The organism is Sporosarcina sp. SG10008 (assembly GCF_044569405.1).
GTDB lineage: Bacteria > Bacillota > Bacilli > Bacillales_A > Planococcaceae > Sporosarcina > Sporosarcina psychrophila.
Genome location: NZ_CP172607.1, coordinates 2,475,934 through 2,500,692 on the forward strand (window position 1 = coordinate 2,475,934; position 24,759 = coordinate 2,500,692).

Annotated in this window: 25 protein-coding genes; 6 read left to right on the forward strand and 19 right to left on the reverse strand. The window is 40.5% G+C overall.

What is annotated here, in order from left to right:
- Positions 1-131: 131 nt before the first annotated feature.
- Positions 132-560, reverse strand: a complete 429-nt coding sequence (locus tag ACGLYD_RS11940; RefSeq protein ID WP_399628074.1) for a hypothetical protein — start codon at positions 558-560, stop codon at positions 132-134.
- Positions 561-1,000: 440 nt separating this feature from the next.
- On the opposite strand from ACGLYD_RS11940, the gene ACGLYD_RS11945 reads away from it, so the two are divergent.
- Positions 1,001-1,816: an STAS domain-containing protein gene (locus ACGLYD_RS11945; RefSeq protein WP_399628077.1), complete on the forward strand. Its 816-nt coding sequence runs from the start codon at positions 1,001-1,003 to the stop codon at positions 1,814-1,816.
- A gap of 969 nt (positions 1,817-2,785) precedes the next feature.
- Here ACGLYD_RS11945 and ACGLYD_RS11950 read toward each other — a convergent pair.
- From ACGLYD_RS11950 to ACGLYD_RS11995, 10 genes are all read right to left on the reverse strand, one after another.
- Positions 2,786-4,138, reverse strand: coding sequence for a gluconate:H+ symporter (locus ACGLYD_RS11950; protein WP_067211010.1), 1,353 nt, complete (start codon positions 4,136-4,138; stop codon positions 2,786-2,788).
- 175 nt (positions 4,139-4,313) lie between these two features.
- A complete protein-coding gene (locus tag ACGLYD_RS11955; protein ID WP_399628081.1) occupies positions 4,314-5,315 on the reverse strand; it encodes a LacI family DNA-binding transcriptional regulator in 1,002 nt (333 codons plus the stop codon).
- Between the two features lie 32 nt (positions 5,316-5,347).
- Positions 5,348-6,184 carry an SDR family oxidoreductase gene (locus ACGLYD_RS11960; RefSeq protein WP_399628084.1) on the reverse strand — a complete coding sequence of 279 codons (837 nt, stop codon included), beginning with the start codon at positions 6,182-6,184 and terminating at the stop codon, positions 5,348-5,350.
- The gene (gene uxuA, locus ACGLYD_RS11965) at positions 6,181-7,257 is read right to left on the reverse strand and encodes a mannonate dehydratase (protein WP_067211018.1); all 1,077 of its coding nucleotides are present in this window, start codon (positions 7,255-7,257) and stop codon (positions 6,181-6,183) included. Before uxuA ends, ACGLYD_RS11960 begins: the two co-directional genes overlap by 4 nt.
- 13 nt (positions 7,258-7,270) lie before the next feature.
- The gene (locus tag ACGLYD_RS11970; protein ID WP_354312502.1) at positions 7,271-7,891 is read right to left on the reverse strand and encodes a bifunctional 2-keto-4-hydroxyglutarate aldolase/2-keto-3-deoxy-6-phosphogluconate aldolase; all 621 of its coding nucleotides are present in this window, start codon (positions 7,889-7,891) and stop codon (positions 7,271-7,273) included.
- A 15-nt stretch (positions 7,892-7,906) separates the two neighbouring features.
- The gene (locus ACGLYD_RS11975) at positions 7,907-8,926 is read right to left on the reverse strand and encodes a zinc-binding alcohol dehydrogenase family protein (RefSeq protein ID WP_399628087.1); all 1,020 of its coding nucleotides are present in this window, start codon (positions 8,924-8,926) and stop codon (positions 7,907-7,909) included.
- A gap of 10 nt (positions 8,927-8,936) precedes the next feature.
- Positions 8,937-9,893: a sugar kinase gene (locus ACGLYD_RS11980; RefSeq protein WP_187045347.1), complete on the reverse strand. Its 957-nt coding sequence runs from the start codon at positions 9,891-9,893 to the stop codon at positions 8,937-8,939.
- Positions 9,894-10,641: 748 nt separating this feature from the next.
- Positions 10,642-11,922 carry a cation:dicarboxylate symporter family transporter gene (locus ACGLYD_RS11985; protein WP_399628089.1) on the reverse strand — a complete coding sequence of 427 codons (1,281 nt, stop codon included), beginning with the start codon at positions 11,920-11,922 and terminating at the stop codon, positions 10,642-10,644.
- A 182-nt stretch (positions 11,923-12,104) separates the two neighbouring features.
- A complete protein-coding gene (locus ACGLYD_RS11990; protein ID WP_067211031.1) occupies positions 12,105-12,995 on the reverse strand; it encodes a response regulator in 891 nt (296 codons plus the stop codon).
- Positions 12,996-13,006: 11 nt separating this feature from the next.
- Positions 13,007-14,269: an ATP-binding protein gene (locus ACGLYD_RS11995; protein WP_399628093.1), complete on the reverse strand. Its 1,263-nt coding sequence runs from the start codon at positions 14,267-14,269 to the stop codon at positions 13,007-13,009.
- 174 nt (positions 14,270-14,443) lie between these two features.
- Between ACGLYD_RS11995 and ACGLYD_RS12000 the strand changes: the two genes are divergently transcribed.
- Positions 14,444-14,716, forward strand: a complete 273-nt coding sequence (locus ACGLYD_RS12000) for an alpha/beta-type small acid-soluble spore protein (protein ID WP_187045348.1) — start codon at positions 14,444-14,446, stop codon at positions 14,714-14,716.
- A gap of 37 nt (positions 14,717-14,753) precedes the next feature.
- Positions 14,754-14,933 carry a hypothetical protein gene (locus ACGLYD_RS12005; protein ID WP_399628097.1) on the forward strand — a complete coding sequence of 60 codons (180 nt, stop codon included), beginning with the start codon at positions 14,754-14,756 and terminating at the stop codon, positions 14,931-14,933.
- Between the two features lie 120 nt (positions 14,934-15,053).
- Here ACGLYD_RS12005 and ACGLYD_RS12010 read toward each other — a convergent pair whose 3' ends face one another.
- Positions 15,054-15,305 (reverse strand): DUF3886 domain-containing protein, encoded by a 252-nt coding sequence (locus ACGLYD_RS12010; protein WP_067211039.1) that lies wholly within the window; start codon positions 15,303-15,305, stop codon positions 15,054-15,056.
- Positions 15,306-15,324: 19 nt separating this feature from the next.
- Positions 15,325-16,509 (reverse strand): acetyl-CoA C-acetyltransferase, encoded by a 1,185-nt coding sequence (locus ACGLYD_RS12015; RefSeq protein WP_399628100.1) that lies wholly within the window; start codon positions 16,507-16,509, stop codon positions 15,325-15,327.
- Positions 16,510-16,585: 76 nt separating this feature from the next.
- Here ACGLYD_RS12015 and ACGLYD_RS12020 point away from each other — a divergent pair, with 76 nt between their 5' ends.
- Positions 16,586-17,488 carry a hydroxymethylglutaryl-CoA lyase gene (locus ACGLYD_RS12020; protein ID WP_399628102.1) on the forward strand — a complete coding sequence of 301 codons (903 nt, stop codon included), beginning with the start codon at positions 16,586-16,588 and terminating at the stop codon, positions 17,486-17,488.
- Positions 17,489-17,503: 15 nt separating this feature from the next.
- A complete protein-coding gene (locus ACGLYD_RS12025; protein WP_067211046.1) occupies positions 17,504-18,430 on the forward strand; it encodes an alpha/beta hydrolase in 927 nt (308 codons plus the stop codon).
- A 994-nt stretch (positions 18,431-19,424) separates the two neighbouring features.
- Here ACGLYD_RS12025 and ACGLYD_RS12030 read toward each other — a convergent pair.
- The 6 genes from ACGLYD_RS12030 to ACGLYD_RS12055 all read right to left on the reverse strand — a co-directional run bounded on the left by ACGLYD_RS12030 (position 19,425) and on the right by ACGLYD_RS12055 (position 23,852).
- The gene (locus ACGLYD_RS12030; RefSeq protein ID WP_067211048.1) at positions 19,425-19,667 is read right to left on the reverse strand and encodes a YneF family protein; all 243 of its coding nucleotides are present in this window, start codon (positions 19,665-19,667) and stop codon (positions 19,425-19,427) included.
- A gap of 205 nt (positions 19,668-19,872) precedes the next feature.
- Positions 19,873-20,322 carry a sporulation inhibitor of replication protein SirA gene (sirA, locus tag ACGLYD_RS12035; protein WP_067211050.1) on the reverse strand — a complete coding sequence of 150 codons (450 nt, stop codon included), beginning with the start codon at positions 20,320-20,322 and terminating at the stop codon, positions 19,873-19,875.
- 180 nt (positions 20,323-20,502) lie between these two features.
- Positions 20,503-22,509: a transketolase gene (tkt, locus tag ACGLYD_RS12040; RefSeq protein ID WP_067211052.1), complete on the reverse strand. Its 2,007-nt coding sequence runs from the start codon at positions 22,507-22,509 to the stop codon at positions 20,503-20,505.
- A 74-nt stretch (positions 22,510-22,583) separates the two neighbouring features.
- The gene (locus tag ACGLYD_RS12045; RefSeq protein ID WP_067211055.1) at positions 22,584-22,817 is read right to left on the reverse strand and encodes a DUF896 domain-containing protein; all 234 of its coding nucleotides are present in this window, start codon (positions 22,815-22,817) and stop codon (positions 22,584-22,586) included.
- Between the two features lie 64 nt (positions 22,818-22,881).
- On the reverse strand, positions 22,882-23,544 hold the full coding sequence (locus tag ACGLYD_RS12050; protein ID WP_399628107.1) for a recombinase family protein: 663 nt from the start codon (positions 23,542-23,544) through the stop codon (positions 22,882-22,884).
- Positions 23,541-23,852 (reverse strand): LysM peptidoglycan-binding domain-containing protein, encoded by a 312-nt coding sequence (locus tag ACGLYD_RS12055; protein ID WP_399628110.1) that lies wholly within the window; start codon positions 23,850-23,852, stop codon positions 23,541-23,543. Before ACGLYD_RS12055 ends, ACGLYD_RS12050 begins: the two co-directional genes overlap by 4 nt.
- Before the next feature lie 201 nt (positions 23,853-24,053).
- Here ACGLYD_RS12055 and lexA point away from each other — a divergent pair, with 201 nt between their 5' ends.
- The gene (gene lexA, locus ACGLYD_RS12060; RefSeq protein ID WP_067211062.1) at positions 24,054-24,674 is read left to right on the forward strand and encodes a transcriptional repressor LexA; all 621 of its coding nucleotides are present in this window, start codon (positions 24,054-24,056) and stop codon (positions 24,672-24,674) included.
- Positions 24,675-24,759: the final 85 nt, after the last annotated feature.

A 24,759-nucleotide genomic window follows, 5' to 3' on the forward strand; every position in this document is an offset into this window, starting at 1 on the left:
CAATTAAACTGCCACTTAGAAGATGGTGAAATCATCTAACAGAGCGAGATCCGGAATACATTAATTCTATTGTTGAACGTTAATGTTTGCGGAATGCAAATTAAATTGATATAACATCCGACCTGTTATCTCTAATTATTATGCGTTTCATCATGCTTGAAATTAGTAGTATCCATGTTTTCGGGGTAACCGTATTCATATAAAATGACTCGATTCTTTTCGTAAACTTTATAAATATAGTCAACACTTTGTTCATTATCAAAAATCACTTTCACCTTTGTAGGTCTTATTTTTCTTCCTTCTTCTACAATTGTATCAATTGTCCATGTTTCATTCGGATATTTATCCTGAAGGTAAGTGTCAACTATTTCAATAGATTCTTCATATCTGTTCTGTAAGACTTGTTCTCGAATACCATAAAACACCCAGTAACCAATCAATATGGCAATGAATAATAAGGAAATTACTATTTTGCCACGCTTTCTTAAAAAGATAGCAATTAGGAACAATACGAACAAAATAACTCCCAGTAAGAATCGTTCAAGTGCATAATCTCCCATCCATGTTGCCTCCTCTAAATAACCTACTTTTCAATCAGACGAAATATATATAAATCTGTTACATGTAATTCTTCAACTATGTTGTCCCAAACTTAATAATAGCACTTCTAGCAAACGGTCTTTTGCTGTCAATTGTTCAGTAGTCATCGAACTTCTCATCCTTATATACTTTGGATTAGCATTTTGGTAGCTACTATTTCGGTGTCTGTCACACTGAATTATCCTGACAAGTGTTTATTGTGGTAAAATGGAGAGGTTGGAATAATTATGAAACCTCTAGTTACTAAGTTACGTTTATCCTGAAAAGGGTATTCGTTAAACAACACCAAATACTAGGAATAGAGTTGTCATTTCCTTCCCTACTGAAATATAAAAAGTTAGCATAACACAGGGAAACTTCTATAAGTGGCTACCCGAAATGAGAGAGGAATGGACAAATAATGCAATCAGTTGGAGTTTACATGGAGACAGAGAAATTAGCTCTCACGGACAAGTGTTTAAAACAAGCTATAGCTAAATTGCATTTACATTTGACAGAAGAGCAAATTGCAAAACACAAAGAGCTATTGACAGTTTTAATAAGCGAGTTTTCAAAAACACTTCTTTCAAGTAATGAAGAAATAGAGGATATGAATTTAGAATATGACATCGATAACTACTATTACAAAGATGGTACTTTACTTAAAGATACTATCGAAATAATAAGTACTTTTCGCCTGTCTCTTATGCAAGAAATTCAAAAAAAGGGGCTACTGGAGCAATATGATACAGAAGGAGTAGCTAAACTTTACGAGAAAATTACATTTGTTTTTGACGATGCAATTCGTAACACTACGAAAAAGTTTAATGAAAGTAATCAAAAAGTAATTAAAGCAATTGAAAAAGAAATTTTGCAACTAGCTGCACCCATTGTTCCAATTAGAGATGGTATTGCAATTTTGCCCCTAATTGGTGACTTTAGTGAAGAAAGATCGGCTTACATTACAAATACCGTAATTCCGAAAGTAACAAAGTTAAATATCGAGTTGTTGGTAATTGATTTTTCAGGAATTCATGCGATTGATACCTATGTCGCTCAACATGTTTTTCAAATAATCGATATCTTAAAGTTGCTCGGAATTGAGACTGTTATTACAGGTGTAAGACCGCAATTAGCCATGACCACTGTAGAGCTAGGCATAAATACAAAGAACTTGAAAACCTATGGTAACGTTCAACAGTTCTTGGAGACGTTTGATAAAAAAGAAACAGTGTAAGTAGGTGAAAAAATCCACATCTCCCGGTTAATTGAAATTGGGTTATTCTTTTTACTCATTTAAATCAAAAGAAAAATCTTAACTGCATGAATCTGACTAAATATTTTCCGTATGAATACCTAAGAAACGGTAGCTGTGCTGGCAAATAGTCGTGATAGTCACGATTGTTTCTACACAGCAACCATAAGTGCAAACCGCTTGACAATCACTATCTTTACGATAAACGCATATTAATTTTCACTCTTTAGTCACCATCCTCTCCCCTGCAAAATCCCCGAATACCAAATCATAGCAATCCCCATTTAGAATGTAGATCTTGAATCTTTTTACTCGAATGGTTTTTCAAAAATCTGTACACTTACTATAACTTTGCAAGTTTAAATGTTTTTTCTCAAAATGGTTTAACTTAATGCAACACGGGTATCCATAGACTACAAGGCGAAACTACCGAAGGATGAACCTTAGTAGACGAGTAACCTACAAGTGATTCCGACGATGAACTGCACAGCCTTGGCGGAAAATTTGCTTTGCTGACGATAGGTACACTTTTTTAAGAACCGTGTTATCAGGTTCCAATTCTAATGTGTTAACCAAGCAGTAAGCGTTACGTTTTTTGTGAAAGTGCAACTTGATGACTGATTTCAAAAGGGCAGATCGCGTACCAACCATCTTGCGACTGCATAGCCGGAATGGCTAATTGAGTCAGCCCTATCAAACTGCACTGACGAGAGTTACATGATTATTCGTCAGAAAGAACAGTTTGTGTGATTAAAAACTATCAAATTTTCCGAGTGCACCCCCTTTTTATCGGGGTATGGAAAAAGCATGATCCCCTTTGTATAAGGATCATGCTTTTTTCTTGTTTATGGAACTATCACTACCTGAAAAAAAACTGCCCGCAAAAGCTGAATGACATCCAGCCTTCCGGACAGTTCCTCTTTTTATATTCTTACTAATTTCATACCCCTCTTAAACAAATAAGCTTAGAAGTAAAACGAAACCGAGACCACTCACTGAAATAACAGTTTCTAGCACAGTCCAAGTTGCGAATGTTTCTTTCATCGTTAAGCCAAAGGACTCTTTAACAATCCAGAAACCAGTATCGTTAACGTGTGAAGCAATGATACTACCTGCACCTGTTGCTAATACCATTAATTCTAAATTGACATCTGTACCTGCCATCATTGGAATGACGAGTCCAGCTGTCGTTAATGCTGCAACCGTTGCCGATCCCTGTGCTACTCTTATAACAGCAGCAATCAGCCAAGCTAAAATTAACGGTGATATTGCACTACCTTCAAAAAGGACAGCGACATAATCGCCAACTCCACCATTGATCAATACTTGCTTAAGTGCGCCACCTGCACCAAGAATTAGTAACATCATACCAATAGCTCTGACTGCGTTTTCTGCTGATTCCATAAGCTGTTTCATTGGAATTTTCCGTGCGATACCCATTGTATAGATTGCCAGTAATACAGACAGCAACATAACAGTTGTTGGAGATCCAATCATTGTAACTAGGTCAAAAAACACGTTTTCTGTATCATTTGCATCTCTAGACAGTTTGACGATTGTTGAGAAAGCCATTAATATAACCGGGAATAATGCAGTGAAAGCACTGATACCGAATCCTGGTGTATCTTCTAGTTTAAATTGTTTTGTTTCACCTATCGAAGCAATACTACCGCTTGTACTATCTTTATCAAAAGCTTTTGGTACAAATTTTTTCGCGAATTTTGTGAATATAGGACCCGCGATAATGACGATTGGAATTGCAATTAGGAAACCGTAAAGCAATACCAATCCTACGTTTGCGCCGAATTCATTGGCAATAACTGTAGGACCTGGATGTGGCGGTAAAAATGCATGTGTAGCTGATAACGCGGCCGACATTGGAAGTCCTAAGTATAAAAACGGTACTTTTATTTGCTTAGAAATTTGATAAACGATTGGAATTAATAATACTAGACCTACTTCAAAGAACAATGCAATCCCTAGTATAAATGAGGCCACTACAACAGCCCATTGGATATACTTCAATCCGAATTTTTCAATCAACGTCATTGCAATACGTTGAGCACCACCAGAATCGGCGATTAGCTTACCAAGAATCGCTCCTAACCCAAAGACTAATGCGATACTACCTAACGTTCCCCCCATGCCAGTTTCAATTGATTTAACAATCTCATTTATTGGCATACCTAAAGCTAAAGCGATTAAGAATGAAACAACCACTAATGAAATAAATGTATTTATATTAAATTTCATGATTAATATGAGTAAAACAATAATCCCTAAAGCGACAATTACTAATGGCATAACTTTCTCCCCCTGTTAACTACAGTGTTGGTATAGTTTTAAAAGATGTTCGCTACTATTCTAGAGTTCATCTCTATTTCTTTGATATACAGCAATTGATGCTACCAATTGTGATTTTATGTACTAACCTGTTTTATCATAACTAGCAACGGTAATAACCTTTCGGCAGACTGCCTCAACAAGATCCTCTTGCAATTAACGTTGGTTGTAAACGATATACCTCAGGTTCCCCGTGTTCTTTTTCATTCATTTGCTTCATGAGTAATTTAACAGCTAGATTAGCCATTTCAATCATCGGCTGTGAAATGGTCGTAATTGAGGGTGTATAAAAACTAGCAAATGGCACGTCATCAATACCGATAACAGCTACATCTGCTGGGATTATTAAGTTATGATTTTTTATATACTTCAACACTTCCATGAGCACGAAGTCATTCCCCGCCAATATGGCCTCTGGTGGAGCAACAAGCTCGAACAATTCATCAAGAGCCGATGATATGGCATCCGAGTCAGCCGTCTTCACATAGTCTGCGTTAACATTCAACTGATGACTCTCTAACGCTCTTTTATATCCTTGAATACGTTCAATTCGTGGACTAATATTTCTAATAATCGAAGTAGTAACAATGGCGATTTTGCTGTAACCGCTTTCAGTGAAATGGTTAACAGCCAATTCTGCCGCTTTATCGTTATCGAGAAGAACAGTTTCAATCCCGAGATCCGCGATTGTCCTGTCCATAAAAACAAGTGGAAAACCAGATTTTTTCATTCTTTTGTATAAGTCGATATTCCCACTTGTTGGAAATATGATAATCCCATCCACTTGTTTCGCCATGAGCATCTCGATATATTCCTTTTCTTTTTCCGGTTCATCATCCGCATTACAGACAATTATATGAAAACCATGTTCATAAAACTTGTTTTCAATCGCCCGGATAATATGAGTAGAGAACGAATGAAGTATATTTGCGACAATGACACCGACGGTAAAAGTAGACTTCTGCGTTAAACTGCGCGCTACTATGTTTGGACGATAATCCAATTCTTCGACTGCCAATTCAATTCGTTCTCGTGTAAGCTCACTCATATACTCATATCGTTTATTTAAAAATTGAGAAACTGTACTTTTAGATACCCCTGCTAATTTTGCTACATCCGCGATTGTTATGTTCTTCAAATGATCCAACTCCATTATCTAACTTTACACCATTATACACCGGAGTAAGCCATGAAGCCTCCATCTACTTGAATTGTTGTTCCTGTAACAAAACCAGAACACGATTCATCAACAAGAAACAGCATTGCACCAAGTAAATCTTCAGGTTTACCAAATCGTTTCATCGGTGTAGCTGCAATAATTTTAGTTGACCGTGCAGTATGGCTACCGTCTTCATTGAGCAGCAGACCACGATTTTGAGTTGTTAGGAAAAAACCAGGAGCAATCGCATTTACTCTCATCCCTGTTTCCGCGAAGTGAACAGCTAGCCACATCGTAAAATTATTGATAGATGCTTTTGCTGCACTGTACGCTGGTACTTTCGTCAATGGCGTATATGAACTCATTGATGAGAGATTCAATATAGAAGGTGTTTCTGATTTTAATAGTTCTTTTCCGAATACTTGTGTTGCCAAAAAAGTACCGGTAAAGTTTGTAGAAAACACTTCAGAAAAACCGTTTTCATCCAAATCGAAAAAAGTTTTACCCTCTTCTTGTTCATCATAGATCTCCGGATCGGTTATCGCATCAGCATGATTGCCACCTGCTCCGTTAATGAGCAAATCTACTTGGCCGAATTGTTTAACGGTTTCAACCCGTGCACGCTCCAATGATGCTCTATCCAGCACATCCGCCGCTAATGCAATGGCTGTACCTCCAGCTTTTTTAATGCTGTCAACGATTTTCTGACCTTTTTCAGCGTCGCGGTTTAGAATTACCACTTTAACACCTTGGCGCGCTAATTCACGCGCCATTTCTGAACATAAAACACCACTGCCACCTGTTATGACGGCTACCCGTCCATTTAGGTTGTTATGAATTGGAATCATGATTCACCATTCGCTTTTTTCGTTTCATATGCGTCCCATAATCCTAATAAATACATGATGCCTAAAGCACGGTCATACAATCCGTAACCTGGTCGGCAAACTTCTCCCCAGATATGGCGACCATGGTCAGGTCTGACGTATCCATCGTAGTTCTGCCTATTTAGTTCTTCGACGACACCTTTTACGTCAATTGAGCCATCTTGCGTATAATGAGATGTTTCTACGAAATCACCGTTATCATAAATTTTCACATTACGGATATGCGAGAATGGAGCACGTGAAGCGTATTTCTTCGCGACTTGAACCATATCATTCTCCGGATTTGCGCCCATTGAGCCCGTACACATTGTAAATGCATTTGACTCGGAGTCAGAAATAGCAATCAGTCTTTCGTAACTTTCTGGACCTGTCATAATGCGTGGCAGACCGAAAATCGACCAAGGTGGATCATCCGGGTGAATCGCCATTTTTATGCCGCAAGCTTCTGCAACAGGTAAGATCTCTTTTAAGAAAATCTCAAGATTTGCCCAAAGTTGCTCTTCGTCCACTTGTTTGTATGCTTCGAAAAGATCTGTAATCTTATCCAATTTCTCCGGTTCCCAACCTGGAAGCGTCAGATCTGAAGCTTCACTTACCGTACGGATTAACTCTTTCGGATCAAGGCCGTCCACTTTTGCCTTTTCATAAAATAACGCCGTAGATCCGTCTTCTAGCGGATGGAACATTTCCGTACGTGTCCAGTCAAATATTGGCATGAAGTTGTAACAGATAACTTTAACACCGAACTCTGAAAGATTACGGATTGTCTCTTTATAATTTTCAATGTATTTAGCACGATCTTCATTGCCAATTTTGATAGCTTCATGAACGTTTACACTTTCAACAACATCCGCATGGAAACCGAATGATTTAATGTAATCGACTTCTTCTTTAATGGCTTCTTTTTTCCAAACTTCTCCGGCAGGCACTTGGTGCAATGCCCATACGATACCTTTTGTGCCAGGAATCTGCCTTATGTGGTCGAGTGTGACAGTGTCATTGTCTCTTCCATACCAACGAAATGTAATATTCATTATGCCACTCCTTTTATTGTGAAATTTTGTTTATATATTGTTTACTCAGTTCCACTACTGCTTCGTACCCACCCGTTTTGTATGCTTTATTTAAATCACTACCGATTCCAACAGCAACTGCACCCGCAGCAAGCCAATCATTTATATTGTCCAGATTGATACCACCTGTTGGCATAATCTTCACTTGCGGTAATGGCCCGTTCACTGACTTAATGAATGACGGCTTAAAGTCGTTTGCTGGGAACAGTTTCAATACGTCACAACCTGATTCAAGCGCTTCCACCATTTCACGAATCGTCATACAACCCGGGAAATACGGAATGCCGTAACGGTTGCAAATACGTGCAACGTCTTTATTGAAATGAGGACTTACGACGAACTTCGCACCAGCCAAAATGGCATGACGTGCGGTTTCGGGGTCTAAAACTGTTCCTGCCCCTAAAAGGATGTCCTCATATTGCAACTCTTCGAACACTTTTTGAACGTTTGGCGTCGTATACGTCAATTCGATTGCTCGAATACCACCTTCAGCAGCTGCTTTTGACAACTGGATGGCTTCCTCTGCATCACTTCCGCGAATGACCGCAACAACTTTAGATTCCGCTATTTGTGCATGAGTTTCAAACTTTGACATGATTGTTAGCCTCCCTTAGTCGAATACAATAACAGCTTTGCGAACTTTATCTGGATTATTCTCCACAAATGTAAATGCTTCTTGCACATCTTCAAGTGCAAATGTATGTGTGATTAATCCATCGTGGCGAAGTTTCCCTGTGTTTAACAATTCAACAACTCTTGGCATTTGGTTCGTTTGCAATCTTGAGCCAACAATGGTTATTTCTTTTTTTGTTATTAATAACTGTGGAATTTGAGCCGGTCTTTCATCGAAACCAAGGACAACAACCGTTCCAGCTGGCGAAACTACGTCAATCCCCAGTTCGAATGTCATCGGCAGACACACTGCATCAATGACGACGTTTGCGCCTTCGCCTTGCGTCCACTCTTTCACGCGCTCTTTCACATCTTCCGACCCAACTTGAACTGTCCTATCCGCTCCATTTTCCCTTGCGAATGCCAAACGTTCTTCGCTTAAATCGGTCATCATAACAGATGCACCTTGTAGTTTGGCGAATTTCAAGATACAGATTCCGATCGGTCCTGCTCCTTGGATAAGAACAGTATCACCTTTCCCGACTTGACCTCTCCATGTCGCTTGAGCGCCGATTGTGTAAGGCTCCGCCATAACAGCTTCGTTCCAATCAAGCGTCGAATCGACTGCGTGGAGTTGCTTTTCAGGAAGAACGAAATACTCTCTCATCCCGCCGTCTTCATGCACGCCAAACACCGATAGTTGTTCACAGACATTCGGACGTCCTTTGCGGCATGCGTAACATTCGCCGCAGTAACTAATCGGTTCTACGACGACATGGTCTCCGACTTTAAGCGTTGTGACATCCACTCCCGTTTCCACCACTTCGCCAGTTACTTCATGCCCGACCACGCGCGGCAATGTCGCAAGCGGATTCGTTCCGTGGTAGATATGCATATCCGATCCACAAATCCCTACGCGCTTCGTTTTCACCAGTACATCCGTAGTAGAAACTAGTTTCGGTTGTTCGACTTCATTGATGACAAGGTCATACGCTTTCCTGACTTGAACAGCTTTCATCTTGTCCACCTCACCTTTCGATACCTTTTTCTTGTCGGATGAAAGGCAATACTTCTTCTAAGTAAGGAAGTCCTTCATTGTCTCCGGATACAGTTGTAACAAGAGCTCCGACGCCATTTGCCAATTCCAATCTTTCTTGCGGAGAAAACCCATTCAAATATGCGTAGATATAACCTGCATCGTATCCATCACCTGCACCAACTGTGTCCACAGGATTGACTTTAAATGCTTCTTTTTCATACCAAGTACCATCCGTGAGAACTCTTGAACCGTTTGCACCATCTTTTATCACGAACTGATTTATTTGGAAACGCTTTGCACAGTCAATTAGTGCTTCATCTGAAGAATCTTCAAGAATTAGTTCGATTTCATCGAGTCCTGTCAAGAGAATATCTACATACGGGAATATTTGCATAAACGTCGCTCTTGCTTCTTCAATCGTCCACATTTTCAACCGTAGATTCGGATCAAATGAGACTGGAATTCCTGCTTCTTTTGCAATTTCAAGAACTTGTTTCACGATTTCAATATTTTTTGGATTTATCGATAAAAACACGCCGGTGAGATGAATCACATCAACTCCTTCAAACATGTCTTTCGTAATATCTTTTGGCTCCATTGTAAGCATAGGAGACTGATGACGATAATAAAACGTCTTGCCCGAACCGTCTTCTTGAATTTCTTTAAAGTTTAGCGAGGTAGGATACCCATCCATGAGTTCGACATTCGTCACATCGATGCCTTCACCACGCGCGAAATTGTAAATGACCCGTCCAAACTCGTCATTTCCTAAACGGCTCACCCATTTTGACTTAAGACCAAGACGAGAGCATCCAATTGCAAAATTCAATTCTGCCCCGCCCACTTTACGAGAAAAATTTGTTACAAATCGTAAAGGACCAGTATCTGCCGGATTCATCGTAATAAGACCATCACCAAGTGTTAGAATACTAAAATTTGAAGACACATAATTCCTCCTTTATGCCAATTCGAGCTGCTATTAGTTCTATAATTAATTCAATAAAACGGTTTACTAAATCGGTTTAGTAAATTATACAATGAAAAGGCTTACATAATCAAGCATTAGTTTATGAAATCTAAAAACTCTCTTTCTTAAGCTTAATTTTCAAGTGGTTTTTAGAGAATGCTATCTACAGATTCGTTCATTTTATAAGGTATTCATTTATTCAACATATAGTTGTGAAAAAGTTTTCTGTGTAAAGTGGTTTATCTTAATTTAAGCTGGGTATAGTTAGATTACAAGGCGGAACTACCGGAAGATGAACCTTAGTAGACGAGTAACCTACAGGCGAATCGGACGATGAATTGCACAGCCTTGACGGAAAATTTGCTTTGCTGGCGATAGGTACACTTTTCAAGAACCGAGTGATTAGGTTCCAATCTCTATGTGTTTACTAAGCAGTAAGCGTTACGTTTTTTGTGGAAGTGCAACTTGAAGACTGACTTCAAAAAGCAGATCGCGTACCAACCATCTTGCGACTGCATCGCCGAACTGGCTAATTGAGTCAGCCCTATCAAACTGCACTGACGAGAGTTACATGATTATTCGTCAGAAAGAACAGTTTGTATGATTGAAAAAACTATCAAATTTTCCGAGTGCACCCCCTTTATTGGGGAATGGAAAAAAAGCATGGTCCTCTTAGTTTGAGGGCCATGCTTTTTTGTGTACTATAGTGTTTGGTATTGACGATTTCTTATTGGCTTACGCTAGGTTTACCAATTGTCGCCATGTATTCTTTCTCCATACCGCCATCAAATCGACCTTCCCACTTGGACATTACAACGACTGCCAATGAGTTACCGATTACATTGACAACTGTTCTTGCCATATCTAGAATTCTGTCAATCCCAGCAATGAAGGCAAGTCCTTCAAGCGGAATTCCCACAGTTCCAAGCGTCGCCAGTAGTACAACGAAAGAAACGCCAGGTACACCCGCAATCCCTTTAGAAGTAACCATTAACACGACCATCAACGTAATTTGTTGCATAATACTTAATTCAATTCCATACATTTGTGCAATGAAGATCGCTGCAAGTGCTTGATAAAGTGTAGAGCCATCCAAGTTAAAGGAATAGCCTGTTGGGATGACAAAGGAAACAATGTCTTTCGGACATCCGAATTTCTCCATTTTCTCCATCACTTTTGGTAATACCGTTTCCGAACTTGATGTGGAATAAGCCAACAATAGCTCATCTTTCAAGACTTTGATAAGGTGGAAAACGCTTGTCCCGCACATTTTAGCAATAGCTCCTAGAACCACTATTACAAAGAACGCCATAACTGCGTACACCAGAACGAGTAATTTCCCGAGCGGAATTAAGGATTCTAGTCCAAATTTTGAAACCGTTACACCGATTAACGCAAACACTCCAAATGGGGCAAATTTCATAATAAGATTCGTTACCCAGAACATCGCATCTGCGGTTCCCTGGAAGAAGGCCAGTATTGGCTCCCCTCTCTTACCAATTGCCGCAACACCTAAACCAAATAGGACAGAGAAGAAAATAATTGCGAGCATGTCACCCTCAGCCATCGACTGGATAATATTGCTCGGAACAATGTTCACGATAATATCCATAATACCATTATTCGATACTTCTTCAGTTGTTTGTACGTATTGTGAAATATCCCCTTTTTCCATTGTAGAGATATCCAAACCGACACCTGGTTTAAATAGATTTGCTGCTAACAAACCAACAATAATCGCAACTGTTGTAACAATTTCAAAGTAAAGGAGTGTTTTACCACCGAGTTTACCTAATTTTTTCAAATCCCCTGTACCCGCAACCCCAACGATTAAAGTTGAAATAATAATGGGAACAACAATCATTTTAATCATCCGGATAAACATGTCCCCTATGGGTTGCAGATACTTTTCAATTGCAGGGTTGCCAAAGAAAACTGCTCCGACTGTAATTCCTAATATTAAACCTAGTAAAATTTGATACGCCAATGTAAATTTAAATTTTTTCATGTACCCACCTCTTTTCAAAATATGAAAACGCTTACGAATTCGTTTTTTAGAACTTGTAAGCAATTATATGTGGGCATTATAAAATCCGACAAAATCCGACATTTCGTTTTAATAGATTAGTTAAAACCTTCTTCGTAATGTAATAACTACAGTATTCTTCCTAATGAACTTAGTTTTGTACGTTAAGATTGATTGTGTTTTTCAACCGTATCAAAGTACATCACTTGAAGGAATTTCTTTATATTTATTTTCACTTTCGTTGATTCATTACTGTTTTGATCAATTTCTTTCATCCGTCGCCGTATTTCCTCAAATTCAAAATAGCGAGGCGCATAATATTCAAACTTCGGATTCATATAATCGATTGACCCTAATGAAGCCAAATTCGTGACTGCTGTTAGAATCGTTCTCCGGATTCGTTGTTCAATCGACTTACTTTCTTTCTTTATATCCTTGTTCTCTGTTGTATTTGAACTAGCTACAGCCTCATAAAGATCTTTCAATGAAGGAAATTGAGTGCTCGACTCTTTACGATTCATTAAAAACTCCATCATCAAAACCATATCCTCACTACCTGGTTCGCTGATAATACCTAACTCATTTAACAATGAATAAACAATTTCTTTTACGCTCTTCCTCTTCGGTAAAACTCCAGTTGAACCGATATGAGCTAATGATTCTCGAATAGACATTAACGAATTTTTCAGCCGGAACTGTTCTGACATTTTCCTTAGGATGCTCTGCACTTCAACACGATTAATTGGTTTATGTATAAAGAACTCAACACCTTTTTCATAAGCTTCCCCAACCATTTCCTTATTTACAATTTGAGAAATCATAATGAATTGGCCTTGGAATCCCAGTGTTCTTAAATGTTCCATCGTTTCGATTCCATCAAGTTCAGGCATTAATAAATCGATCAAGACAAAATCTGGGTTTGTTGAATGGACAAGTGAGAGTGACTTGACCCCGCTTTCCGCTTCACCAATGACAACACCTAATTCACCTTCCGTAATTATTTTCGCCAACATTTTCCGACTGGCCGTATCGTCATCTATAATAAAATAGCGCAACTTGATTCATCTCACTTTCTAATGTTCTTCGTTGGAATTCGGATTTGAAAAATCGTCCCTTCATCCATAGACTCTACTTGAATTTGACCTTCAAGCGTTTGTATTATATGTTGCACATGAGACAAGCCGATTCCCGTTGCGGCAACGCCATGATTGTTAAATTTCGTCGTATAACCCGCTTCAAAAATAATTGGCAAATCCTCTTCTAAAATCCCTATTCCCGTGTCTTTTAGTATGAAATAGGTGTATGCCGCTTCTTCGTATACCGTTACTGTAATTTCTCCTTTCTGCTCAATGGATTCAACTGCGTTTGCGGTAAGGTTATTCAATAGTGCGAGCAACGGGATTTGTTGAGTCGTCTCGAAATCAACTGAAAGCGATAGTTGAAAAGCGATTTTTTTCCTAAGCAAAATACTATATTTATCATTTGCGGTAACAACCAAGCTTAGCACTTCCGAAAGTAAGAGGACATCATTTCTTTTTTCTGTAGATATACTGGAAATCCCAGAAAGAATCCGCTGCGTGTCTTTTTTCACTTCGTGTATTTCTTGCGTGATAAGCAATGCTTGCACGCTTAACTCTTGAAGATTTTCCTTTTTTAATTTCCGATACAACTCATGACTCGCTGCCGTGATTTGCTCAATATGGTCCAATGACTTTTGTAGATAAAGACTTTCCGCATATAAGTCTGCACCCACGCCAAGCATTTCTTGCATCTGTTTCTTTTGTTCCGATACCGTGATCATGCTATAAAGTCCCACTACAAAAAAACTGCGAAACAAAGCCGTCCCAGCTATTAATGCCCATTCACGAAAACCTAAATCCACATGCATTGACAATAAATAGCGCATAAGATGCTCCGCGCTATTTCCGATAAATTCAAAAAGGAGAGCCCATGCGCCCAAAAGTAATGGAAACGCTTTGTATGGTTCAATTTTAATAATGCTAAATCCGATTGCAAATAGCACATAATACAAAAATGCAGGCAGGTGATTTTGTAAACTTGCCCAAAATGAAATAGTCTCAGTCGTAAAATCGCCAATTAATCGGAAACAAACCACCGTGATCCCCGTGATAAGACCCGTTCGAATCAATGGAATAGAAGGACGAATAAGAATGAGTAAAAAGAACGTAATACTTCCTAATCCGAAACGGAAATTCTCCCCGTTGAAAGGAATCACTTTAATCTCGCTGGCAATCGCGGTCAATAAAGCAATTACAACGTAAGTGACACCAGTAGTTCCGATACTATTTTTAAGTTTAGTTATAGACAACATTAATTTCTCCTTTTATGTCCCATCACACGGTTTGTGTACGATTATTATCAACCAATTTACTGATAAATGAAAGAAGGAAAATTTGTCTACTTGCGAAAGTGCGTACTGAATTCGATTTGCAGTGTGTTTTTCTGTATTTTGGGGACACTACAGCTTACTGGAGGAGATAAAATGGCTAGCAATAATAGAATTTTGGTACCTGGTGCACGACAAGCGTTAGATCAGCTGAAAGCGGACGTCATGCAAGCCCAAGGCTACGACGTGGATAAATCTGCACCCAATAACGTGAAATTCGAAATTGCAGAGGAACTCGGCATTCCACTATCGAAGGGCTATAACGGAAAACTAACGTCGGAACAGGCGGGGAAAATCGGCGGCTCGATTGGTGGCAATATGGTGAAAGAAATGGTGAGAATGGCGCAAGAGCAAATGGCAAAGAAATGAATCTAACGCTTGTCCCGTAACCCAAGGGGCAGCGTTTTTGTTTGTTGGACGGTTTACTGCGTTTGTTGGAGAGTTCGATGTAATGGTTGGACACTCTACTGCGTTTGTTGGACACTTCAGCATAATGGTTGGAAACCACTACGTTCGTTGGACAGTTCGACGTAATGGTTGGACACTTCAGCTTAATGGTTGGAAACCACAAGATTTGTTGGACTAGTTCGGCGTAATGGTTGGACACTTCGACATAATGGTTGGACACTCTACCGCTCTCGTTAGATAGTTCGGGAAAAAGACACTCCCAAAAAAGCACCAGCCAAATTGCAGCCGGTGCTACCAATTAAAACTTCGATCCAGTATCTCCGAACTCTTGGAGCAGTTCTCCAAAACTTTTATTTTTCTCACGTTCTTTGCGTTCAAGGCGAATTTGCTCTTGACGTTCCTCTTCTTTCGTCTCTTCAGCAGCTGACAATGCCTTTTTTGCCGCTTTCAATTTTTCAAGAATATCATCATCAAGTGCATCGGAAAATACCGATCCTTCATTGTCTCTTTTTTTCGGCTGAGGTGCAGTTTGTTTACGTTTTTTCGCCATTCTTTTCACCTACTCTCGTTCATGATCGTGTAACAATCGTTGCGACTCCCTGTCCCCCACCTATGCATAGCGTAGCAAGTCCGGATTTCACATCACGACGTTTCATCTCGTGAAGAAGTGTAACTAGGATGCGTGCCCCACTAGCCCCGATTGGATGGCCAAGTGCTATTGCGCCGCCATTAACATTAAGTTTTGATGCGTCAAATTCAAGTTCTTTTCCGACCGCGATTGACTGGGCTGCAAATGCTTCGTTCGCTTCAATCAAATCAATTTCGGATAGTTGCATATTGGCTTTAGTGAGTGCTTTTTTAACGGCTTCCACAGGACCCAGACCCATAACTGAAGGATCGACGCCCGCATTACCATTCGCTACGATTGTTGCTAGTGGCGTCAAGCCAAGCTCGTCTGCTTTTTCTTTCGACATAATAACGAATGCTGCTGCACCGTCGTTAATACCTGAAGCATTTCCGGCTGTTACACTGCCATCTTTTTTGAATGCCGGTCGCAGTTTACCGAGCTTGTCTGCAGTTGTTCCGGCTTTGACGTATTCGTCTTGATCGAAAAGGATAGGATCGCCTTTTCGCTGCGGGATTTCAATCGCAACGATTTCTTCTGCGAAAGTTCCGGCTTCAATTGCTGCCGCCGCTTTTTGTTGTGATGCTGCCGAAAATGTATCTTGCTCTTCACGGGTAATTGAATATCGATCACAAAGATTTTCTGCTGTGATGCCCATATGATAATCATTGAATGCACACCAAAGTCCATCTGAAATCATACTGTCGATAATTTTTTGGTCCCCCATTTTAAAGCCTTCTCGGCCATTTTTCATTATGTATGGGGCTTGGCTCATGTTTTCCATACCGCCTGCGACAATAATATCCGCATCTCCTGCAATAATTGCTTGACGTGCAAGATGCACAGCTTTCAATCCAGAGCCACAAACTTTATTAATTGTCAGAGCAGGAACGGTTTCAGGTAGTCCCGCTTTCATTGCCGCTTGTCGCGCCGGATTTTGACCTAATCCAGCCTGCAGGACATTCCCCATGATTACTTCGTCAACGCTCTCTGGTGCCACCCCTGCACGTTTCAATGCCTCTTTAATAACTGTCGCCCCAAGATCTGTTGCCGGTATATCTTTCAATGAACCAAGGAACGATCCGATAGCAGAACGAACCGCACTGATGATTACGACTTCTTTCGACATTTCTTTTCCCCCATTCCCTTATTTAAGTTGCCTGTATATGCATCCCTTCATTACAATATACTAGAGGAGGGATGATATGTTCATTTTACCAAACAACGTCACAATAATCGAGGTTGGTCCACGCGATGGGCTACAAAACGAAAAGAAACATGTCAATGAAAATGATAAGCTAGCATTTATTGAGGCTTTACAAGGGGCAGGCATTCAAGAAATGGAGCTAACTTCGTTTGTATCACCGAAATGGGTGCCGCAAATGGCGGATGCAAAAACGATTGTAGAAAAGTCAAAAAAGGTCGGCAGGCAATTCGTCCTTGCACCGAATGACAAAGGTGCTGAGCTTGCAATTGAAGCTGGTGCGACCAGTATTGCCGTGTTCGTTGGGGTGAGCAATTCATTTAACAAAAAAAACATTAACCGAACAACCGCTGAAAGCATCGATGCGCTTCAGCCCGTCTTTGCGAAATTAAAAATAAATGACGTTTTTATACGGGCTTGTATTTCAACTGCGTTTTATTGTCCGTATGAAGGGAAGATAGAGATAGAGGATGTCGTCGCACTTTGTAAACGATTTGTCGCCATGGGTGCGAACGAACTTAGTGTCGCCGATACGATTGGGAAGGCGAATCCCCGTGAAAGTTATGAGTTGTTCAAGACATTGAAAGAGGAATTTCCAGACGTACTGTTGACAGCTCATTTCCACGATACACGCAAAATGGCGATAGCAAATATTTTTGCTGCGCTACAAGCAGGTATCAACCGTTTTGATACGTCTGCAGGCGGCTTGGGTGGCTGTCCATTCGCACCTGGTGCAACAGGCAATGTTGCGACTGAAGATGTTGTCAACATGCTCGATACGCTCGGCATCGAAACCGGTGTCGATGTAAAAAAAGTTTGTCAAGCAGTCCAAGTGATTGCGCCGCATGTGTCACGGCCAATTGACACAGGAATGTACAGATTGTTTGAGAACGATCAACTGTAAAGGGAGTTGAGTGGGTTGAAACGGCGCGTTCTTTATATAACCGGTGTGATCTCTAGCATTGTTACAGCGTTACTGAGCATTTTCGGATTTCTCGCAACGAATAGACTGATGTTTTTGAAGTTGAAGGATTCCAACTTTATTTTAGAACGTGAAATTATTTCGAAACGGTTCGATGAACATTGGTATGAAACAGTGCGCAAAGACAATATGTGGATTGAGTCACCAAACGGTTATTTATTGAAAGCGGTCTTTCTGAAACCACTTGAAACGGCTAGAACGGTAATCATTTGTCACGGCGTAACGGAAAATAAAATCAATTCAATGAAATATGCCCGTCTTTTTGAACGTCTTGGATTTAATTCTGTCATCTATGATCATCGACGACATGGTGATTCAGGAGGAAGGACGACAAGTTTTGGATATTATGAAAAGATTGATTTACAGGTAATTGTCCGTGCGGTACGGGAACGAATTGGAAAGCGAGCATTGCTCGGCATCCACGGTGAATCAATGGGTGCTGCAACGACGATATTATATGCGGGAACCTTTAAGGATGAAGCAAATTTTCATATCGTCGATTGTCCGTTTTCTGATTTCTCCGAGCAGATTCTTCATATTTTACGGACAAATACGCCTATACGATCATCAATGGCTCTACGTGTTGCCAACGTCTTTCTTAAAATGCGCGATGGCTACACCCTGAACCTTGTCTCTCCGCGAGAAGTCGTCAGAAACATTACTAAACCGGTTCTGTTCATCCACAGTTTGGAAGACGATTTCATCCTTCCCTATATGACAGAGGAATTGTACGAAGCAAAGCAAGGCGACAAAATGTTGAAACTTTTTAAAAAAGGTGCCCACGCCAAATCGTTCAATGATAATCCTGTGCAATACGAAAAAACAGTACAGGAATTTCTAGGACGGTTTAAATTTAGAGATTGAAGAAATAAACAAGTTATGAACCATTGAACTGTACCCCGAATTTCGGACACTTTGAAAAAAGACCCGAAATTCGGGGTTTTTGTATAACTTTTTTTTGCGGGACAAAGCGTAAATACTTTGCTACCGATCATAAATGCCCCGCTATCAATCATATCCTATGCGAACCAATCATTAACTATCCACAGCCAATCATATCTTATGCCAACCGAGCATTAACGGCACACGACCAATCATATCCCACGCCGACCGAGCATTAACGACACACGACCAACATATACCACGCCAACCGAGCATAAACTACTCACGACCGATCATATCCCATACCAACCGAGCATTAACGACACACGACCAATCATATCCCACGCCGACCGAGCATTAACAACACACGACCAACATATACCACGCCAACCGAGCATTAACTACTCACGACCGATCATATACCATACCAACCGAGCATTAACAACACACGACCGATCATATCCCACGCCGACCGAGCATTAACGACACACGACCAATCATATCCCACGCCAACCAAGCATTAACTACTCACGACCAATCATATACCACGCCAACCAAGCATTAACTACTCACGACCAATCATATACCACGCCAACCGAACATAAACTACTCACGACCGATCATATCCCATACCAACCGAGCATTAACGACACACGACCAATCATATGCCACGCCAACCGAGCATTAACGACACTCGACCAATCATATCCCACGCCAACCGAGCATAAACTACACTCGACCAATCATATCCCCGAGCGTTAACTTATCCTCAGTAGGAAATCAATATATTCCTAGACAACAAAAAACCATCTTTCCTGTCAAGCGTTCAACAGAAAAAATGGCTTATTAAGTGATCGGTAGAAAGTTTAAGTAATCCGAGTAAATTTCAGGTGAAAGATTAACCTATGTATAAAAATTTGCAGGCTTTCCTTTTCACTAATCCTTTACATCCCCATTAATAACGGGTATTACGTAATTACTTTTTAACCTTTTTATCTTTTTTGTCACTTACTTTGTTCATTTGGTTCATCATTTGATTGATTTTTTTCTGTGAGGGTTTTTGTCCCATTTGCATCATCATCATACGTAACATGTCTTCATTAATCGGTGGGTTATCTTTCAAATATTTCATCATATATTGACGTGCAATGAAAAATCCGAGGGCCACACCTGCTAATAGCGCGACGATGATCAAAACGATCCACCATACTGTAGTCATCCGCTATACCTCCTCTACTTCAGTTATTCGATTTTACTCTACCATGATGGATTATACAACATTGCACTAGTGAATAGCAATGGACCACAATTAAATATTCTAATCATCGCATAATGGAATTTCTTACTTTACACTATTTGAACAGACAAAATAGACCCTATTTTTGAGATTTGGGTCCTTTTGTCCCTATCCTATAAATATCAATTCAAAGATATGCGGCTTCTTCATATGAACGAAAATCAGTCGTTTTGACCGGTTTCAGCCATCCCCATTCCCCGTGCCCATCCATAACAGCGAAGAAGCGATCTGCCGCCCCAGATAGGGCAACAAACAAATCTAAATCAAGCATGCGGGATCCGTCGCAAAAGACATTAAGCGAATACGATGATAACGAAATAAGAATGGATCCTTTGACGGGATGCGTCAGTTTGTATTCCCCATTTCGGGATTCAATCGACGTAAATCCTTCGCCAAGGTTTGCAATGATAGCCTCATCAATCATTTTCTCTTCAAGCCTGTCACATAAGTAATGGACTTCAGGCATACAATCATTATTCTGCTCATCTTCTTTTAATAGGTCATACAACAGCCGTTCACGTCCAATGACGAATGGCTGGTACATTTCTTTCACTTTATAAATTCCGTATGATCGCAATATCGCCACCCCCTAGAGATAATCCTACATGGTTTGATATAAAAAGGTTGTCATATTGCGGAATAGAACTGCACTATTATTGTCGGAAAAGATGGATAACTAAAAATTCTGTCAAGTAGTCTTGAAAAACAGTCCCGATTGCCAGAGTTTCTTCGGCGATCGGGACTGTTTGATTTATTTTTAGTTGTTGATTAACATTTTCACAGTTGCAAGAACATTGTCCTCTGTGAAACCAAATTCTTTGATGACAGTATCTCCAGGTGCACTTGCTCCGAAAGTATCAATCGCAATGATCGCGCCTTCGTCACCAACATATTTATGCCACCCTAATGAAACACCCATTTCGATACCAAGACGTTTTTTTACGTCTTTCGGCAATACGCTTTGTTTGTATGCATCGTCTTGTTTCTCAAACAGGTCCCACGAAGGCATTGAAACAACAGTAACATCGATTCCTTCAGCTAATAGTTTCGCCTGTGAAGATACCGCTAAGCTAACTTCAGAACCGGTTGCAATTAAAATTGCGTCCGCTTGTTTTTTGCTTGCAGGGGATACGATGTAAGCTCCTTTTTTGACGCCTTCCATCGCAAGTTCAGCTGACTTCGGAAGGACAGTCAAGTTTTGACGAGACAATACTAGTGCAGTTGGCGAGTTCTTCGACGACACTGCAATATTCCAAGCAGCTGCAGTTTCGTTAGCGTCAGCCGGACGAATAACTGACAATCCAGGCATCGCACGAAGCGCAGCAAGTTGTTCAACTGGTTCATGTGTAGGACCGTCTTCACCAACAGCTACGCTGTCGTGTGTGAATACGTATGTGACAGGTATACCCATCAGAGATGAAAGTCGGATAGCGGGACGTACGTAGTCACTGAACACGAAGAACGTCCCACCGAATACATGTAATCCGCCGTGCAAAGTCATTCCGTTTAACGCTGTTCCCATTGCAAACTCACGAACACCGAACCAAATATTACGGCCGGAATAATCGGTAGCAAGGAAATCTCCTGCTCCCTTAATTGTCGTCTTGTTAGAACCTGCAAGGTCCGCACTTCCACCAAAGAACGAAGGAAGCTGTTTAGCAATCGCATTGATAGCGTCACCAGATGCAGAACGTGTCGCGTGAGATGAACCCGCTTCATACGTCGGCAAAGATTTTTCGAAGCCTTCAGGTAGTTTACGCTCGATTGCATCTTTCAATTGCTTCGCAAGGTCCGCATGTGTCGTTTCGTATTTTTCAAAAAGTTCGTTCCATTCCTGTTCTTTTTGCACGCCCAATTTCTCGGCAGATTCTTGGAATGTTTCATAGACGCCTTCAGGTACATGGAAATCTTCTTCGAACGTCCATTTATAATATTCTTTTGTCAATTTCATTTCATCTTCACCAAGTGGCATACCATGCGCATCTGATTTTCCAGATCTGTTTGGTGATCCGTATCCGATGACCGTTTTAACTTCGATCATTGTCGGACCTCCGACATTGCCTTTAGCTTCTTCGATAGCTGATGAAACGTGGCCAATGTCGTTACCGTCTTCAACACGGATGTAATTCCAACCATATGATTCAAAGCGCTTACGAATATTTTCAGAGAAAGACATGTCAAGCTCGCCGTCTAGTGAAATATCATTGCTATCATATAGGACAATCAGTTTATTTAACTGCAAGTGACCTGCAAGTGAAATTGCTTCAGCAGCAACGCCTTCCATGAGATCGCCATCACCGCATAGAGCATATGTGTAGTGGTCGACAACGTCAAAACTTGGTTGATTGTACGTTGCAGCAAGGTGTTGTTCTGCCATTGCCATTCCGACTGCCATACCAATACCTTGTCCAAGTGGGCCAGTTGTTGCTTCGACACCGACTGTATGACCGTATTCGGGATGTCCCGGTGTTTTAGAGTTCCATTGTCTGAAGTTCTTGATTTCATCCATCGGAAGTCCATAACCACCAAGATGAAGAAGACTGTATAAAAGCATTGAGCCGTGTCCTGCCGAGAGAACGAAACGGTCACGGTTAAACCACTGTGGATTTGAAGGGTTGTGATGCATATGCTTCGTCCAAAGCGTATAGGCCATTGGAGCAGCCCCCATTGGTAAACCTGGGTGTCCAGAATTCGCTTTTTCGATTGCGTCAATAGAGAGCGTACGGATTGTGTTAATGGCTAGCTGATCAATTTGTTTAGTCATTGTGTACATCCTTCCCGTCATATGTAATTATCTACATATCTTAGTTTAGACAATTCGTGCAGTTAATGCAAAGCTCAGTTTAGATATTTTCCGCCACGGGCGTCTTTCACCTTATCGGGTGTCACATCATTGCCTTCAGTATCAAGAACTTTGACATTCTCAATTGTATTGCGCATTGATGAACGAAATGTCTCTAGATATTCTTTTCGCAGTTGTGTCTGTTCTTTGGCTTCTTCGACCGACAGACCTGCCGTCTTCGATTTTTTTGATAGTTCATTAATTCGTTTCATTTTATCAGCTGATAGCATATTATTTCCTCCATTATAGTTTATGACTACAAACGTATACAAAAAGAGCAGAAAGTGCAATAAATCAGCCTTCCTGCTCCACCTCATATTCTTTATACCTGCGATGCACGGTCGCTTTACTAATATCATGCCCGAGTCCTTTCAAGACACCAGTAATTTCTTCATAGGTTAGTCCTTTGTCCCTCAATGAAACGATTTCAGCTATCGGCACTTCAATCCGTTCACGACCGTCCATGTTACCCCTATTTTTCAAGTTACGCTCGGGTCGATAGCCCTCCCTTACTGCGCGTTTCATGCCCCTTTTGATTTTGGCGTTATGTAGTTTGCGCTGGTACTCTTCGACGATAGCTAAAATCTCAAGTAACATTGTATCCATTTCATTGAGTGCTATAGGTCCGCTATCATTATGTGAATAAATCGCCGTGTCCGTTTTTGCCAATAGATGTAAAACTGCCATCCTTGCATTTCCACGTCCAAGTCTTGTTTCGTCTTGGATTAGGATTGCATCGACTTCCTCGTCACGGATGTAATCCAGCAAACTTAGAAGCCCCTCACGGTCAATGTCAAAACCGCTGTGCTTATCCATAAATGTCGCGACATGTTCGAGACCGAGTTCAGCTGCCAAGTCCACTAGCTCCTCTTCCTGCCTCACCAGTGACATTTCCTGCGTTTCTTTCTCAGTGCTCACCCGGCAATAGATGACACATCTTTTATAGTGCCCAGTCATCGATTAACACCCGCCAGTTGTGTATTGTTTTCCCCCACAGTCCGTACAGCAGGCAAAAGTAGATCCTCGCCTCTTTTTATTGTAGCAGATGATAGGTCATTCAATTTCATCACTTCTTTGATCCATTTATCTGTAGACATATTATCCGAGTGAAGATAAGCGAGACCCCAAAGCGTATCCCCTTCAGTAATTGTTATTTTCGTGACCATTTGTTCCTTCTCGTATTTACTTACACCTATAATTGCAAAAACCATACATAAAACGATAATAAGTACAACATAGCTATTTCTTTTAATAAAAGTCATCATTACTCCCCCTTACGAATACTTGTTCGGAATGCTTGTTCTCATTATAGAAAAGGAAAATGAGTTTGTCAACACTTATTCGAACCTGTGTTTGCCATTTATACAAGAGACTGATATAATGAATCTATCGAAAAGACTAGATTGTCGGGAATTTATTTTACGACTTTCGGAAATTAGCAGAATATAAGGTGAGAGGTGAATAGGATGCAAAAAATTTCAAAAAGGCAGGAAGATATTTTGTCTTTCATTAAATCTGAAGTGAAGAAAAAAGGTTATCCACCATCCGTGAGAGAAATTGGCGAGGCTGTCGGTTTGGCATCAAGTTCGACTGTTCACGGGCATTTAGCGCGATTGGAAAGCAAAGGTTTCATTAGAAGAGACCCGACAAAACCGAGAGCAATTGAAGTACTCGATCCAGAAGGCTTAGAAACGTTGAAACCCGGCGTTCTTCACGTACCTCTTGTCGGTAAAGTTACGGCTGGTCTTCCAATTACAGCTATTGAAAATATCGAAGAGTACTTCCCACTACCTGAATCTTTTGGTACATCGGAAGACAATCTGTTCATGCTTGAAATAGTTGGTAACAGTATGATTGAGGCCGGAATTTTGAATGGCGACTATGTTGTCGTTAAACAACAACAGACAGCAAATAACGGCGAGATTGTCGTGGCAATGACCGAATACGATGAAGCTACAGTGAAACGTTTCTTTAAAGAAAAAGATTATTTCCGTCTGCAACCTGAGAATGCTTCAATGGATCCAATCATCCTTGATAACGTATCAATTCTAGGTAAGGTAGTTGGCGTTTATCGTATGATTCATTAATTCTAAGTATGCAAAAGGGCTGTTTCCTTCGATTGAAGGAAACAGCCCTTTTTATTTGTAGCGTTGAGGTGACAGTTTTCGGCTT

Excerpts from the sequence above, each read along its gene's own strand:
- ACGLYD_RS11940 (WP_399628074.1), bottom strand. The coding sequence starts at position 560 with ATGGGAGATTATGCACTTGAACGATTCTTACTGGGAGTTATTTTGTTC.
- ACGLYD_RS12010 (WP_067211039.1), bottom strand. The coding sequence starts at position 15,305 with ATGGCGAAAAAACGTAAACAAACTGCACCTCAGCCGAAAAAAAGAGAC.
- ACGLYD_RS12020 (WP_399628102.1), top strand. The coding sequence starts at position 16,586 with ATGTTCATTTTACCAAACAACGTCACAATAATCGAGGTTGGTCCACGC.
- ACGLYD_RS12030 (WP_067211048.1), bottom strand. The coding sequence starts at position 19,667 with ATGACTACAGTATGGTGGATCGTTTTGATCATCGTCGCGCTATTAGCA.
- ACGLYD_RS11945 (WP_399628077.1), top strand. The coding sequence starts at position 1,001 with ATGCAATCAGTTGGAGTTTACATGGAGACAGAGAAATTAGCTCTCACG.
- ACGLYD_RS11950 (WP_067211010.1), bottom strand. The coding sequence starts at position 4,138 with ATGCCATTAGTAATTGTCGCTTTAGGGATTATTGTTTTACTCATATTA.
- uxuA (WP_067211018.1), bottom strand. The coding sequence starts at position 7,257 with ATGAATATTACATTTCGTTGGTATGGAAGAGACAATGACACTGTCACA.
- tkt (WP_067211052.1), bottom strand. The coding sequence starts at position 22,509 with ATGACTAAACAAATTGATCAGCTAGCCATTAACACAATCCGTACGCTC.
- ACGLYD_RS12015 (WP_399628100.1), bottom strand. The coding sequence starts at position 16,509 with ATGTCGAAAGAAGTCGTAATCATCAGTGCGGTTCGTTCTGCTATCGGA.
- ACGLYD_RS11960 (WP_399628084.1), bottom strand. The coding sequence starts at position 6,184 with ATGATTCCAATTCATAACAACCTAAATGGACGGGTAGCCGTCATAACA.
- ACGLYD_RS12045 (WP_067211055.1), bottom strand. The coding sequence starts at position 22,817 with ATGCTATCAGCTGATAAAATGAAACGAATTAATGAACTATCAAAAAAA.
- ACGLYD_RS12055 (WP_399628110.1), bottom strand. The coding sequence starts at position 23,852 with ATGATGACTTTTATTAAAAGAAATAGCTATGTTGTACTTATTATCGTT.
- ACGLYD_RS12000 (WP_187045348.1), top strand. The coding sequence starts at position 14,444 with ATGGCTAGCAATAATAGAATTTTGGTACCTGGTGCACGACAAGCGTTA.
- ACGLYD_RS11975 (WP_399628087.1), bottom strand. The coding sequence starts at position 8,926 with ATGAAAGCTGTTCAAGTCAGGAAAGCGTATGACCTTGTCATCAATGAA.
- ACGLYD_RS12050 (WP_399628107.1), bottom strand. The coding sequence starts at position 23,544 with ATGACTGGGCACTATAAAAGATGTGTCATCTATTGCCGGGTGAGCACT.
- ACGLYD_RS11985 (WP_399628089.1), bottom strand. The coding sequence starts at position 11,922 with ATGAAAAAATTTAAATTTACATTGGCGTATCAAATTTTACTAGGTTTA.
- ACGLYD_RS11970 (WP_354312502.1), bottom strand. The coding sequence starts at position 7,891 with ATGTCAAAGTTTGAAACTCATGCACAAATAGCGGAATCTAAAGTTGTT.
- lexA (WP_067211062.1), top strand. The coding sequence starts at position 24,054 with ATGCAAAAAATTTCAAAAAGGCAGGAAGATATTTTGTCTTTCATTAAA.